Below are 15,990 nucleotides of genomic sequence, written 5' to 3'. Positions count from 1 at the left end.
TTTTTAAAGTAACATTGATGCTTAATTTATTTAATAAACAGGACATGCGATTAAAATCAATTTTCATTATTGGAATGATGATAATTATTAGCGCCTTTCAGCTGAAGGCACAAACTAATTATGAATCAGACTATCTTGCAGGAAAGAAATATTTTAACTCTGGAGATTATCAAACTGCTCAAAGTCACTTCCAAAATCTTTTAGACTTAAATGAAAATAATCCTTTTTATTTATATGCCTCTTATTTCTATGCTATTTCAGCTTACGAAACTGGAAACAAAGAAAGAGCTATGCAAGTTTTACAAAATATTAGGTCTACTCATCCTAAATGGGATAAAATAGAAGAGGTTAATATTTGGTATGGTAAAATGCTCATACAAGAAGGGAATTTAATGCAAGGTTTGGAAGTGTTAAATGCAATCGAGGGGGGTAAATTAAAAACAATTGCTGAACAGATAAAAAAGGTAACGCTATCTTCTTATGACAGTATCTCACTGTTGCAAAAAGCCATGGAATTAAATCCTTATGATAAGGTATTAGCCAAATATTTGGCCATGAAAATAAACCAACAACCTTTGGTAGATAGAAAGGTAGAGCTCATGGAATTTTTAATAGATTCTTTTGATTTAAACCGTGCTAGTTACGATTTTGTGGATAAAAGTGTCACTGAAAAGAAGGAATCTTACCGAGTAGCTGTATTACTACCTTTTATGGCGGAAGATTTATCCACTTCAAAAGGGAATAAAGGAAATCAATTTATTCTTGATTTATATCAGGGCATAAAAGTAGCAGCAGAAGAGTTGAATGAAAATGGAAAGAGAATAGAGCTTTTTGCCTACGATACATTTAGAGATAGTCTAAAAACCGCTGAAATAATGGATAGTGGTGAATTATTAGAAATGGATTTATTAATTGGACCTTTATATCCGATACCTGCAAAAATGATTCGTGATTATTCTTATGAAAATAAAATCAATATGGTTAATCCGCTTTCAATCAACTCTGAAACTATTGGAAGCAATCCTTATTCATTTTTAATGAAATCCACTTCGGAAACACGAGCTAAAACAGCCGCAAAATTTGCAATTGAAAATTTTGAAAATAAAAATGCTACCATTTTTTATGGGAGCAAACCTCAGGATTCCATTTTTGCTTACACTTACAAAAGAGTGTTGGAAGAAGACTCTTTCAACATCACTTGGATGGCTCCTTCAAAATCTTCTGTTGCTTCAACGGAGATTTTAAGGTCTTTAACCGAGGTTTTTGAAACCGATACGCTAAACAGGGGCAAAGTGTATATCAGCAATACGGTAAAAGTGAAAGTTGGAGAGGAGGATTCTTTAATATTGTCTAGAGATACCATAGGACATATTATGGTAGCTTCAACTGATAATTTATTGGTTTCAAACGTATTGAGCGGGCTTGATACCAGAAGAGATAGTATTCCTATTATTGGCTATGACGAATGGTTAGATTTTAATCAAATTTCATTCGATCAATTGCAGAGGATGGGAGTGATTATGATTGGTCAAAATTATTTCGATTTTAGCTCACATCAAGTGGCTGAATTTAAAGAAGCTTATAGAAAAGAATATAACAAACTACCTACACAATATAGTTATGATGGCTATGAAACCATGTGGTTTTTTGGTACTCAGCTTTTTGAATTCGGTAATTACTTTCAATACGGTCTTTACAATGAAGGATTTCAACCAGGCAGACTTTACTTTGGTTATGATTACACCAATGCAAATGACAATCAGGTTGTGCCTATTTTGAAAATGGAAGACCTTGTATTAAGAATGTTGAATTATGAAAATGTAAAGAATAAACCATCTGAATTTACTGATTAATTTTAAAATTTTATAAATCAATTATTTATGCTGGATAAGTCCAATAGCAAATCATTATTTTCTAAAGCACAAAATTTTATTCCCGGAGGTGTAAATTCTCCAGTTCGAGCTTTCAAAGCAGTTGGAGGTGATCCTATTTTTGTGAAAAGTGCGAAAGGAGCTTATATGTATGATGAGGACGATAATCGATATATCGACTTGATTAATTCATGGGGACCAATGATCTTAGGTCATGGGAATGAAGCTATTGAAGCGGCTGTAGCGGATGCATTGAAAAGCTCCTTGTCTTTTGGCGCACCCACAGCCAAAGAAGTTGAAATAGCAGAATTAATTACACATATGGTGCCATCTATCGAAAAAGTTAGAATGGTTAATTCTGGTACTGAAGCTACTATGTCCGCAGTAAGGCTCGCCAGAGGGTTTACGGGACGAGATAAAATTTTGAAGTTTGAAGGATGCTACCATGGTCATGGTGATAGTTTTTTGATTGCAGCAGGAAGTGGCGCGGCTACTATGGGAACTCCAAATTCTCCTGGTGTTACGAAAGGAACGGCCAAAGATACCTTAACAGCTCCTTTCAATGATTTGAATGCAGTCAAGAAAATAATTGAAGAGCATAAAGGGAAAATAGCGGCATTAATAGTTGAACCAGTAGCTGGTAATATGGGCTGTGTTTTACCTGAAAAAGGATATCTACAAGGATTAAGAGACTTATGTGATCAAGATGGCATAATTCTTATTTTTGATGAGGTCATGACTGGCTTTAGATTATCAAAAGCTGGTGCGCAGGGTCTTTTTGGAGTAAAGCCTGATATTACTACTTTAGGAAAGATCATAGGAGGTGGTATGCCTGTAGGAGCATATGGAGGAAGAAAAGATATTATGGATTTTGTGTCGCCTCAAGGTCCTGTTTATCAGGCTGGTACCCTTTCTGGTAACCCAATTGCTATGTCTGCAGGATTGATGATGTTACATTACCTAAATGACCATGATGAAGTATATGAGCAAATTGCTGCTTCAGGTCAATATTTAGCAAAAGAATTAGCAAAGGTGAATACTGCATTGGGTAAAAAGTATACCATAAATCAAATAGGCTCTATGATTAGTATATTTTTTACTGACAAAAAGGTCGTAAATTTTGATGATGCAAAAAGTTGCGACACTCAAATGTTCGGTAAATATTTCCAAGGGATGTTAAATGAGGGCGTATATTTGCCTCCTGCTCAGTTTGAATCGTGGTTTTTATCAACCTCTTTAACCGCTGATGATTTGGATCATATAGTTAAATCACATGAGAAAGTTTTAAAAAACTTAATTGCCTAAATGGTTTCTCTTAAAATATTTGCTATTTTTCCTTAATTAAGTAAGGATTTATCTCATTTAGAGAATACATTTATAGTAGTCCTAATTTATTATTATATTTACAGCTGTAAAAAAATAGAATTCTAGTGAAGATAGTAAGACTTATTCTCATTGCATTGGTTTCATATAGTTTTGTATTCACAGCAGATGCTCAGTTTAGGAGAAGTTCTGAGAATAAAACACTGACGTATGAGGATATGTATGATGATCCATACGATATCAATAAATTATTTATAGGGATAACACCAGCTTATGGGGATATACATGTCACCAATATTACCACGGGCTTTGGTGTAGATGCTACTTACTATTTAAAAAATACCATGCATTTCAAAGCGCATGCAAGAACACCTTATTTTATTGGAAGTGATTTTGCCAGAAACTCAGCCAAAAAAAATGGGTTTGATCCACAATCAAGAGCGAGAACATATTTCTATACGGAAGCCAGTGCATCTTATCATATTTGGGATAAAGAACAAGATTCAGAGAGCTTAATTCCGCTTTATTCCAAAAACTATCAAGGCGCAGAATGGGCAGCAAAAGTGCCGGAAAGAGCTCGAATTCCTAATAAAAGGAGAGAGATATTTTTTGCTCGATTAGGTGGTGTTTATTATGAAACTACGTCTGAGTTAAGTAGAGCAATTACAGCACAAGGTGTTACGGTTAATCCTGTGGGTGAAGAGGAATCTCCCAATTCACTAAATGGAGAATCTCAAGGACCTGTATTTGGAAATGTGTTGGGTGCTGGGGTTTCTGTTGGAGCAGGGTTTACGTGGATTAAAAACTTTGCAGCCAAGCCAGATAAAACTTATGAAGAATTGGTAGATGATCATGTCTTTTCTACATTCCTTGACCTATTTATTTTTCCAATGGTAAGAGTGGAAGATTTCTTTCATCAACCAATGAGTGCCAATACGTTTATTCAATATGATGCTTCCACAATTAATACCTCTATGTTCGGTGGTAGAATTGGAATTGATGGTCATTTCAATAGAACTTTAGGCTGGGGTTATGCTGCGGAGTTGGGCGTAAGACCAGGATTAGAAAAGAGAGGTTTCTATGGAATGATTAAGATTATTTTCCCAATGTATGGTACCAAGCTTGACTATAGCGTTGAAGCATTTGGAAGATAATTTCAGCTCTGATTCCCCTGATTAAATCAATATTTTCAAATTCGATTTTTTTTCAAAAAGGGTTTTCAATTAACTCACTTCAAATTTTCATGCACTTTTCGATGAAAGCTGGTCATTTATTGTGTTACCATAAATAATAATTATTATTTTCAGATTCTAAAATATAATCTTAATAATAATTTATTGTAATCATGGGTGTACTCGATCTAATAACGTTACTCATTTTCCTAGCTGCAGTTTTTACTTTTATAAATGTTAATTATCTGAAACTGCCTTCCACAATCGGTTTAATGATAATAGCGTTAGTGCTTTCAGTCCTAATTTTGTTATTGGGCTATGTGTATCCAGAAATTACCGATTTAGCTATTTCCATAGTATCTGAATTTGATTTTAAAGAAGTACTCTTGGATGTAATGCTGAGTTTTTTACTTTTTGCCGGTGCGCTCTCCATTGATGTAAAAAATTTAAAGGAAGAGCGTTGGCCTATCTTGATTTTTGCAACTGTAGGTGTTTTGATTTCTACCTTCATTGTAGGATACTTAATGTATTATGTTTTCGGTTTTTTCGGTTATGATATTGATTTAATTTACTGTCTACTTTTTGGTACTTTGATATCACCAACTGATCCTATTGCGGTTTTGGCACTTCTATCGGAAGCAAAAGTCTCTAAGAAATTAAAAATTAAAATTGCGGGAGAATCATTATTTAATGATGGTGTGTGGTTTTTATTACCATACTAGGATTAGCGCAATCAGGTGTTGAAAATTTTAGTATTGGAAGCACATTAGGGTTATTTGGAGTTGAAGTTGGAGGAGGATTATTATTAGGAGCCGTATTTGGATTCTTTGGATTGAAATTACTTGAAATAATAGATAATGCACATACCGAATTGGAAGTTCTAGTTACTTTATCTTTAGTGATGGTTTCGTATCGTGCTGCTGAGTTTTTACATATCTCAGGACCATTAGCGGTGGTAGTGCTAGGTTTGTTTTTGAGTAAGGAAGGGCATTCAGCTGATTCAAAAAAAGCAACTGGAGATTATGTTTATAAATTTTGGCATTTAGTAGATGAAGCACTTAATGCTATTTTATTTATATTGATTGGACTTGAAATTATTGTGATTTCAAAAGAATATCATCCTGATTATTTCTTAATTGGTCTGTGCGCGATTGTGGTTGTATTATTTGCACGATTAGTAGGAGTAGGAATTCCAGTTAAAATTATGGAGAGACTTCGCAGTTTCGAAAAGAATACACTTGCTATTTTAACGTGGGGAGGCTTAAGAGGTGGTATATCCGTTGCGCTTGCGCTTTCAATTCCTGATAATTTTGAAGCTAAAAATATCATTTTAGCGGCTACTTATTCGGTGGTGGTATTTTCAATTTTAGTACAAGGCTTAACAATCAAAAAACTGGTTCCCAAAAAGTCTGAATAGCTTTAGTTTAAATTTTAAAATTCTACTTTAATTTGATATTTGGATAAAAGTCCAGAAAGTTGGTCGTTTGAAAAATACGCTCCCTTAAGTTTATTGTTTTCAGGATCAAAACTGTAATTCATAGCGTTTCTGAAATCGGCTAATTGTAAGTCACAATTTTCAAAAATCGCCCCGGATAAATCAGAAGAATTAAATTGAGCTCTTCTCAGGTCACATTCACCTAAATCAACATCGATCAGCTTTGAGTTGATAAACTTAGTTTTCATTAACTGCAGTTTATAAAATATAGAATGATTAAGTTGGCAATTTTCAAAACTTACTGATAACCCAAAAACATTGCATACATCAAAATGAACGCCTAAAATTTTGCAGGCCTGAAATGTCACGTTTTGCAAAGAGGTGTTGCTCATTTTCACTGAACTCAAATTGCACTCTTCAAATTTGCAATCTAAAAACTTGTAGTTAGATAAATCGCAACTTTGGAAGTTGCAGTTTTTGAAAATGCATTGCTCATATTCTGCATTTTCCAATGGAATATCTATGAAATTGAGTGTTTTAAAAGTTTCTTCTGCTATTATTTTTTCCACTAAGGTGTCTGTTTTTTTTAGAATACAAATTATGGCTTTATTTTTTCTTAAAATAGATTAGTTGAATTTTTATACATTCTTAAAAAGCATAGTCTTAATTCGATACTGTCACAATATTTTGATGAATAAATTTAAAGGATTGAATTTCGATTTATATGAAATGATAAATAATTTACTTTTAATTAAAATTAGGTTAAAAAGAAAAAGACTCCCTCTCAGAAGCCCTTCTTTTTCACCTTTCGGTACTTACTACGGAAACGATTTTTATAATGAAGTTTAAATTACCACTCCGTTCGGTTTTGTCAATTCAATTATTCAGTACTAGTGATTAAATGAAATTTTATTATTTAAACATACAGGTTTGTTTTTTAAAACTGTGCTTCTTCTGTAGAGCCTTTTAGGGCTGTAGTAGAAGATTTTCCTTGCATAACTGCATTTTGAACAGCATCAAAATATCCCGTTCCTACAAAAGCTTGATGTTTCACTGCCTTGAAACCTTGTTTCTGTAAAGCAAATTCTCTTTGCTGTAATTCAGAATATCCAGCCATTCCTTTGTTTTTGTAAGCTGTGGCCAATTCAAACATAGCCGTGTTCAAGGCATGGAATCCGGCTAATGTAATGAACTGGAATTTGTAGCCCATTTCAGCTAGTTTTTCGCGGTATTCCAACATTTCACTTTCTGTTAGTTTCGCAGCCCAGTTGAAGGATGGCGAACAATTATAAGCTAACATTTTATCAGGGTATTTCTCTTTTAAGGCTTGAGCAAATTCTCTTGCTTCTCCTAAATCAGGATGAGAAGTTTCGCACCATACTAAATCAGCATAAGGAGCATAAGCAAGTCCTCTATTGATGGCTTGTTCCAATCCGTTTTTCACTTCAAAAAATCCTTCAGCAGACCTTTTTCCAGTTAAGAATTGACGATCTCTCTCATCGACATCAGAAGTTAATAAATTGGCAGCATCGGCATCAGTTCTTGCGATAATAATAGTAGGAACGTCCATCACATCAGTAGCCAACCTTGCTGAAACCAGTTTGTTGATAGCTTCTTGAGTAGGTACCAAAACTTTGCCGCCTAAATGGCCACACTTCTTGGCAGAGGACAACTGGTCTTCAAAGTGTACACCAGCTGCACCGGCTTCTATCATACCTTTCATTAATTCGAAAGCATTTAAATTACCGCCAAAACCAGCTTCGGCATCCGCTACTATGGGAGCCATCCAATGAATATCTCCTTCTCCACTTACTGATTGAATTTGGTCAGCTCTCAAAAGTGCATTATTAATTCTCTTTACTACATTCGGAACACTATCTGCAGGGTATAAACTCTGATCAGGATACATCTGACCTGCAAGATTTGCATCAGCGGCTACTTGCCAGCCACTTAAATAGATGGCTTTTAAGCCAGCTTGAACCTCCTGAATAGCTTGGTTTCCGGTTAGGGCGCCTAATCCAGAAACAAATTCTTCTGTTTTCAACAAATTCCATAATCTTTCAGCACCTAGTCGCGCTAAACTATGGTCGATTTTTACAGTTCCAGCTAATTTTACTACCTCTTCAGCGGAATAAGGACGTTCAACTGTTGCCCATCTTGGATTAGTATCCCAATCCGTTACTAATTGATTTATTTTTTCTTGCGTATTCATGTTTTTTGGTTTTATATTTTAAGATTGATTTATAAATAAGGATATGCTTTCAGGGTAAAGAAATCTTCAAAATCCTCACTCTTTACCAAGTTTTTTAATAGGTCCCGAGCTATTGCCAGCTTTCCAGTTTCTACTCTTTCATGATCTAGTATTTCTTTTATTTTCTGAGTTTCTTCTTCCAGAAACAGACAAAATAGAGCTCTATTGAATATTTTGCCGTTTTTGAAGGAGACTTGATGATGATACCATTGCCACAATTGTGCACGACTGATTTCAGCAGTGGCGGCATCTTCCATCAAATTATTGATGGCAACTGCACCTGTTCCCTGGAGCCAGGATTCCATGTATAAAAGCGCAACATTAATATTCATTCTTACTCCTTTTTCCGTAACCTCGCCATACATCACATTCGGGCTGGTTAATGCGGAAGGACATGTATCAAACTCTTTTCGTAAAACTTGTTTTTGATGGGGTTTATCTCCAATAATTTGTTCGAAAACTGCCTTTACAGCTGGAATTAAAGCTGGATGCGCCACCCAACTGCCATCATATCCTGCTAATGCCTCCTCCGTTTTGTCATTTCTGACTTTGTCAAATATTTTCAGGTTTTCTTCTTCAAATTTGGTGGGAATGAAAGCGGACATACCACCAATTGCATGCGTTCCTCTTCTATGGCAAGTTTTCACTAATAGATTGGAGTAAGCTTTCATGAAAGGAACCTGCATGGTCACTTGATTTCTATCAGGTAAAATAAAATCAGATCTATCTCTGAATTTTTTAATGAAGCTGAAAATGTAATCCCATCTACCAGCATTAAGTCCAGCCATATGGTCTCTCAACTCATATATAATTTCTTCCATCTGGAATGCCGCCGTTATGGTTTCTATTAAAACAGTTGATTTTATGGTTCCAATTGGAATTCCTAATTCATTTTGTGCAAAAACAAAAACTTCGTTCCACAGTCGTGCTTCACAGCGGTGCTCCAATTTTGGTAAATAAAAGTAAGGACCACTTCCATTTCGGATTAATTCATGTGCATTATGAAAGAAATATAGACCGAAATCGAAAAGTGATGCTGAGATTTGTTCCCCATTTACTAAGAAATTCTTTTCGGATAAATGCCAGCCTCTCGGTCTTACTTTTAGTACAGCAGTCTCATTATTTAATTTGTAGGATTTGCCATTGTCAGCAGTAAAATCAATTTGCTTTCTGATGGCATCATATAAATTTTGCTGGCCTTCTGTTATGTTCTTCCAGGTTGGGCTTGTAGCATCTTCAAAATCTGCCATAAAAACTTTGGCTCCAGAGTTTAGGGCATTAATGATCATTTTTCTATCAACAGGTCCAGTGATTTCAACTTGTCTGTTTTGCAAATCTTTCGGTAATGAACCGATTCTCCAATCTAAATCATTGCGAATATCTTCCGTAGTCTTAGGGAAATCTAGTTCTTTACCCTGTCGAATTTGGTCATAGACTTGCTCTCTTCTTCCAAGCAGTTCAAACCTCTTTTCATTAAACCGCTCATGCAGTTTATTTAAGAAAGCGATGGCTTCTTCTGTTAACAGATTAAAAGATTCTTCTTTCTTGTTCTTTTTTCTTACTTTTTCTGATGTAGTTTCCATTTGATTATCAGGTTTTTAGGTGATTAGTTTTATCAAATGTAGTTTAGCGAATATTAAATAACAAGCGAATATTCGCTGTTGGATTTTATTCGCTATATTAGCGAATGGGTCTCGTGAAGACAGTGGCTGTTAAGAGCTTAGAAAAATAATTGAAAATAATTTTTTCGCTTCATGGGAGAATGATTGGAAAGTTTTTTTTTGATTTAAATGCTGATAAAATCACAATCATGAAAGGAAAAAGTGAAACACTGCCCGGCTTAAGAGCATTAATATAAATACTACCAAAATGACTATATCTCAAGAAAATGTAAAACTGATTTTTGGTTTGAAGGTGCGACAATTACGCATGGAAAAAGGATTGTCTTTTGCACAATTATCAAAGCAAACGGGCTTATCAGCTTCTTACTTAAACGAAATAGAAAAAGGTAAAAAGTACCCTAAAATAGAGAAGATTAATAAACTTTCAGAAACACTGGAAGTCAGTTTTGATGATTTGGTCTCGTTGCAATTGAGTAAAAAGCTAGCCCCATTAGGAGAGCTACTGCAATCGAACCTCTTTAAAGAATTACCTTTAGAGCTTTTCGGAATTGAACCCGCTCATTTATTAGATTTGTTAAGTAATGCACCAGCAAAATTAGGAGCTTTATTAAGTACACTTATAGAAATCAGTAGGAATTATGGCTTGCGAGTGGAAAGTTTGTATCTCAACATGCTTCGCTCATTTCAGGAAATGCATGATAATTACTTTGAAAGTATAGAAGAAGCGGTTGAAAACTTTAAAAATCAGCAATTGAATGATGTTTCTTATCCCTATACATTTCGGCAATTAGAAAAAATTCTAAAGTCAGAATATAGATATCAGGTTTTGCCAAATGGATTAGAGCACCAGCAAGAGTTAAAGCCTCTGCGTTCCATGACGATACCCGGTGATGCCCCGCAATTATTGATGAATCCCAAATTAAACGAATCGCAAAAACTTTTCACTATGGCGAAAGAATTGGGTTATCAAAATTTGAATCTGAGTCCACGACCTCTGACCTCTAGCTGGATTTCTGTTAATTCATTTGAAGAAGTATTAAATAATTATAAAGCTTCTTATTTTGCTTGTGCCTTGGCTTTACCTGAAGAGGCGATAGTAGCTGACTTGAAAAAATTCCTATCTGAACCAAGGTTTAATTCCAAGTTGCTATTAGACATTTTGGAAACCTATCAATGTACTCCTGAAATGTTGATGCATCGGATGACCAATTTATTGCCTAAAGTTTTTGGCATTAGGGAATTATTTTTTTTAAGATTTAGCACTTCGAACGAAAAAACTTTTAAGCTGACCAAAGAAATGCACCTTTCAGGATTGCATAATCCTCATGGAACTGCCTTGGATCAACATTACTGCAGAAGGTGGGCCTCTATTGAAATCTTGAAGGAATTAAGAAATCAGGAAGAAAATCATCAAGATGGCGTTCAGTGTAAGGTTCAGCGAAGTCAATATGTGAATTCAGATAATGAATATTTGATTATCAGTCTGGCTAAGCCGAGTAATAAAAATATTGGACAAAACAGTAGCGTTTCTATCGGATTATTGATCAGCCCGCAAATGAAACGTAAGGTGAAATTTCACAATGACCCCGTTATTCCTATTCGAATTGTAAATGAGACTTGCGAAACTTGTCCGCTTTATGACTGTAAAGAAAGAGCAGCACCAGCCCATATTTACGAAGAAAAACAGCAACTGAATGCTATGAAAAAAGCCGTTGAATTATTGACTGGCCAGTAAATTAACTTTTCCAAATTCTAGATTTTGATAAAAGTTTTCAGCTAATGGGTTGCTATTTAACTTATTTTAGGTCTTTCTATTTCAAATGATTTATTTACATGAATTGGGCAGTCAAAATGAATCAATATGCAAGCCAACATGGAAAAAATTTTAAGAATCATTATAGTTCTATGTATTGTACAGCAGGAGTATAGGATTGATTTGGAATCATTTCTGGGACTCTGGTCATTGATTTAGACTTTTTGGTTTTAATTTTCATCATCAGTAGCTTTATTAGTTTTGACCATTTTATTATCCATTTGGGATATCAATAAAAGGAAAATAGACTAAAGAATAAACTTTAAAAAATAAAAAAGCGACTCTCTCGAGTCGCTTAAAACCATTAAACTATTATGAAAAATGGATGTATTTTTTTTGAAACTTAAAAAATATTCCGTTTTTACTACAGGATATTTTAGTTTTATCCTAAACAGAATAAGAATTGCTTTAATCTGTAATTGTTATGGTACCTGTCATTGATGAATGGAATTGACAATTATAAAATAAGGTGCCAGGTGCATCCAAAGGAACTGTAAAAGTCACGGTTCCAGATTGAGCTCCATTATTACTAACTCCATTATTATAGGCATTAGCTGTGCCAGTTCCTTGCGTAGCATTAATGTAGAATGGATGTCCTGAAGCATTAACTGTGAAAGTATAAGTTTCTCCTCTTACTAAGGTTATATTAGGATTTGATGAATTTGTCAATCCATTTCCTGAAAGTAAGTAAGAACTTGCGCCATCATTAGTAACATCATAATTGGTTACATTTGCTTCTGATACTACAATAGATGAGAAAGAAATTGGATTGTCTAAACCGTTGTCAGCATCAAACTCATAACTACCTACAACGCCATTATCATTATGCAACATGATCCAAAGAGTTTCACCATCAGCAACTGTTTCACCATCAGCAAATGGAATTTCAACATTTGTTGAAGTTCCTTCTTCTAGTGCCACTGGTTCAGAAATTATACCTGGAGCCACAAATGAACCCATTCCATTATCTCTATGTACAACTACCCATGAAGGCTGACCAACAGTAATACTTTCTACTGTAATAGTGTTCTCTGCGGAAAGTGCTTGATCGTTCGCATCAAACCTTCCAGTCGGTGCTTGAATAGTAATTGGCTGAGTAACAACTGGACCATCAAGACCACTTACTCCATCAAATTCATATTCTCCAATTGTACCATTTTCAGTGTGAATCATAATATAAATAACTTCACCACCATTAACAGTTTCAGTTAATTCTATTTCAACATTAGAATTTGAACCTGGCTGTAATTGCACTGGAGTTGAAATGATTCCTGGAACTACTGGGTTTCCATTATTATCAGCATGCACAACCACCCAAGAAGTTGCATTGACCGTTAAATCTTGAACTGTAATTATATTTCCTTGTATAATCTGATTTTCAGCAGTTATACTTCCTGTCGGAGCCTCTACTGTCATCGTTGCGGTATTAACTGGATTATCAAATCCGTTATCACCATCAAATTCGTATTCACCAATTACACCATTTTCCGTGTGGATCATAACATATAATACATCACCGGCTGCAGTACGTTCTGTTAAAGTTATTTCAACATTTTGATTGGATCCTTCCATTAGTTGAACAGGCTCTGAAATAATACCTGGAACTACAGGGCTACCATTGTTATCAGCATGCACAACCACCCAAGCGGTAGCATTTACAGTTAAATCGCTTACAACAATTGTATTTGCATCTACAGGTTGGTCTTCAACAGTAATTGTTCCTTTTGGAGCTTCTGTTTCGAATCCTACAACTATTACATCATTACCGAATACTTCTGGTCCATCACCATTATCAGGGAAACCATATTCTCCATCAGCAGGACTTTCTATATGTAGCATTGGGAAAAGCATTTCACCACCTGAAAAAGTAGCATTGCCTAAATCAATCATAACATTGTTATTAACTCCCGCTTCAACATAAGTCTGACCAATTACTGGTCCTGAAGCTTCCCCTTCGTGAATTACAATCCAACCATCAGCAGCTGCATTCACTTCTTCAATTACAACCATATTTTCACTTACTGCTTGATTACTTACCGTAATACTTGGCGCACTGATATTGATGTTATCCATCACTATTTCAGTTTCTTCCTCACCATCACCGTCATTATCGTCTTCTGTTACCGTGATAGGAGCATCTAATCCATTAGCACCGTCAAATTCATATACACCAGCTTCACCATTGTCAGTATGTAACATTACCCATACTTCAGTTTCACCTGAAAAACTTGAAAAATCTGTAAGTGGAACAGAAATATCATTTGCATCACCTGCTTCTACAAAAACTGGTTCTGAAATTATATTAGGTACTACTGGACCTTCATTTTCGCTTGCATGTACTACTATCCAACCATCTTGGTCTAGATTAACATTAGAAACAATGATGGTATTTTGTGATATAGTTTGATCTGAAACCGTCAACATTCCTTTTGGCATATCTGGTGCTACTACATCCCCATCCTCTTCATTACATGCAGTAAATAATAAACTTGATGCTGCGACTGCAAACACCGTGCTTTTAATTAAAGCTTTGAAATTTAAATTTTTGATCTTCATGATAATTTGTTTTTTTGATTTCACATTGATTTACGAAAGCTTTCCAGATGCGGATTTATTAGGTTCTGTTTTTCCCAGCATCTGATATAGCTAGGTAACGCTCAAATGTTTATTTATTTGATCTATATAAGTTTATGATGGGGGTAAATGTTTTCAGAAGTTTCGATTTAAAACGAAATCCACAATTTTAATTATCTTTTTAGTAGATTAATATAACTATTTTAACTTGAAATTTCTTTCCATGTAAAACAAAAATCCATTTGTATAGCTAATATCGTAGATTGGTTACTCTTAAAATCAATTAAAGTCAAATGAAGAAAAAATTTCTATATGTCATATTTCTGCTAGTTGTATTCACCGGCTGCGAATATGAAAGAATTGCTGCTCCGGAATCGGAATGTAATTCCAGTGAAATTGAACTTACTGTTGAATCGATTAAAAATACTGCTTGCGCTAAATCGATAGGTGAAATTGCAGTAGTGGTCAATAGTACTGGACAGTATGAATATAGAATTAATGATGGTGACTTCGTAAATAATAATGTATTTAATTCATTAGCAGCCGGTAATTACAGGATACAAGCAATCGACCTTAATACCAATTGCATAAGCGAAGCAATTGAAGTAGCTGTTAATAATGAAGATGGAATTCGAATTTCATTGCTTGAGCAAAATAATAGTGAATGTGGAGAAAATACAGGAAGCATTTCAGTAGCTCAGGAAGGGGGCGTAGAACCTATAGAATACATTTTAAATGGCGGGCAAGCCCAAAATAGTGCTGAATTTATAAACTTATCTAACGGTAATTACTCTGTTTTAGCACGCGATGCAAATGGCTGTGAAGCTGAAATTACAGGAATTGATATTATGACTAGTATCAGTTTTAGTAATGATATTAAACCAATAATTGCCACAAATTGTGCTGTGAGTGGGTGTCATAATGGGTCTGAATCCCCCAATTTATCTAAAGATGAAAATATTATTCAGAATGCGTCCAGAATAAGGTCAAGGACTAGCAACGGTACCATGCCACCAGCAGGAAGACAAGATTTAACAGAAAATGAAATCCAAGCAATTGCTTGTTGGGTTGAAGACGGGGCATTAAATAATTGATATCATGAAAAAAATAGTTTTAATATTATTATTTCAAATTAGCGCATTCAGTTTATTCGCACAGGTTGATAGAGTAAAAGTTTTTAGAGATACAAGAATTGTAAATGGACACTCTACTGAAGTGCTACCTAAAGGAATGATGAAATTTATCATTTCGCATCGATTTGGAGCTATAAGTTCAGGTGTGCAGCAGCTATGGGGCTTGGATAATTCTACCATAAGGATTGGATTGGATTATGCAATTTCGGATAATATCAATATTGGTTTTGGTAGAAGTTCTCTTCAAAAGCATTACGATTTTTATTTAAAGTACAGACTCTTGCAACAAAAAAATGATGGCGGAAGTCCTGTTTCTTTAGCCTACTACACTAATGCTGCAATAAGAACCATTCAAACACCTCAAACGGAAGACTTATCTTTTAATAACAACTTGAGTTATGTCCATCAGCTATTGCTTTCAAGGAAATTTAATGATTTTGTGAGTTTTCAAATAATGCCGACTTATGTACACCGGAATTTTGTTTTGGATCTGGAAAGTAATAATGACATTTACAGCTTAGGTACTGCAGGCCGATTTCAAGTCACAAAAGTGATGGCTTTTAATTTGGAATATTATTTTAATCTACCGGACCAATTAGCCTCTCAATATAATTCTTCCGCTGGTTTAGGGATTGAATTAGAAACTAAAGGACATATATTCCAACTAAATTTCACCAATTCTTTAGGGATGATTGCCCCATTGTATGTGGCAGAAACAACTGGAATGATAGGCAAGGGCGATATCCATTTTGGATTTAATATTACTAGAGATTTTAAAGTAGGGGCCAGAAAATAA

At 34.8% G+C, this 15,990-nt stretch carries 10 protein-coding genes and 1 pseudogene; 7 read left to right on the top strand and 4 right to left on the bottom strand.

Translation table 11 applies throughout. From position 1 onward, the window contains the following. Positions 1–17 precede the first annotated feature (17 nt). From VFM92_RS13055 to VFM92_RS16935, 4 genes and pseudogenes are all read left to right on the top strand, one after another. Complete coding sequence (locus tag VFM92_RS13055) at positions 18–1,853, top strand: hypothetical protein (RefSeq protein ID WP_325122665.1); 1,836 nt, start codon at positions 18–20, stop codon at positions 1,851–1,853. A 27-nt stretch (positions 1,854–1,880) separates the two neighbouring features. After that, a complete protein-coding gene (hemL, locus tag VFM92_RS13050) occupies positions 1,881–3,176 on the top strand; it encodes a glutamate-1-semialdehyde 2,1-aminomutase (RefSeq protein WP_325122664.1) in 1,296 nt (431 codons plus the stop codon). Between the two features lie 125 nt (positions 3,177–3,301). Continuing rightward, a complete protein-coding gene (locus VFM92_RS13045) occupies positions 3,302–4,348 on the top strand; it encodes a hypothetical protein (RefSeq protein WP_325122663.1) in 1,047 nt (348 codons plus the stop codon). 191 nt (positions 4,349–4,539) lie between these two features. Further along, positions 4,540–5,783 (top strand): annotated as a pseudogene (locus VFM92_RS16935) (cation:proton antiporter). A 14-nt stretch (positions 5,784–5,797) separates the two neighbouring features. Here the strand turns inward: VFM92_RS16935 and VFM92_RS13030 are convergent. The 3 genes from VFM92_RS13030 to aceB form a co-directional block, all read right to left on the bottom strand. Beyond that, positions 5,798–6,370 (bottom strand): pentapeptide repeat-containing protein, encoded by a 573-nt coding sequence (locus VFM92_RS13030; RefSeq protein WP_325122660.1) that lies wholly within the window; start codon positions 6,368–6,370, stop codon positions 5,798–5,800. Between the two features lie 368 nt (positions 6,371–6,738). Next, entirely contained in the window at positions 6,739–8,013 is a 1,275-nt protein-coding gene (aceA, locus tag VFM92_RS13025; protein WP_325122659.1) for an isocitrate lyase, read from the bottom strand. Positions 8,014–8,042: 29 nt separating this feature from the next. Then, entirely contained in the window at positions 8,043–9,635 is a 1,593-nt protein-coding gene (gene aceB, locus VFM92_RS13020; protein ID WP_325122658.1) for a malate synthase A, read from the bottom strand. A 286-nt stretch (positions 9,636–9,921) separates the two neighbouring features. Between aceB and VFM92_RS13015 the strand changes: the two genes are divergently transcribed. Beyond that, on the top strand, positions 9,922–11,409 hold the full coding sequence (locus tag VFM92_RS13015; RefSeq protein ID WP_325122657.1) for an XRE family transcriptional regulator: 1,488 nt from the start codon (positions 9,922–9,924) through the stop codon (positions 11,407–11,409). Positions 11,410–11,895: 486 nt separating this feature from the next. Here the strand turns inward: VFM92_RS13015 and VFM92_RS13010 are convergent, their stop codons facing one another. Next, positions 11,896–14,043 (bottom strand): cupredoxin domain-containing protein, encoded by a 2,148-nt coding sequence (locus VFM92_RS13010; protein WP_325122656.1) that lies wholly within the window; start codon positions 14,041–14,043, stop codon positions 11,896–11,898. A 311-nt stretch (positions 14,044–14,354) separates the two neighbouring features. Between VFM92_RS13010 and VFM92_RS13005 the strand changes: the two genes are divergently transcribed. After that, positions 14,355–15,155 (top strand): hypothetical protein, encoded by an 801-nt coding sequence (locus VFM92_RS13005; protein WP_325122655.1) that lies wholly within the window; start codon positions 14,355–14,357, stop codon positions 15,153–15,155. Positions 15,156–15,159: 4 nt separating this feature from the next. Then, a complete protein-coding gene (locus VFM92_RS13000) occupies positions 15,160–15,990 on the top strand; it encodes a DUF5777 family beta-barrel protein (protein ID WP_325122654.1) in 831 nt (276 codons plus the stop codon).

This window comes from Marivirga sp. (genome assembly GCF_035704835.1).
Lineage (GTDB): Bacteria > Bacteroidota > Bacteroidia > Cytophagales > Cyclobacteriaceae > Marivirga.
This window is presented reverse-complemented; position numbering and strand designations above follow the sequence as displayed.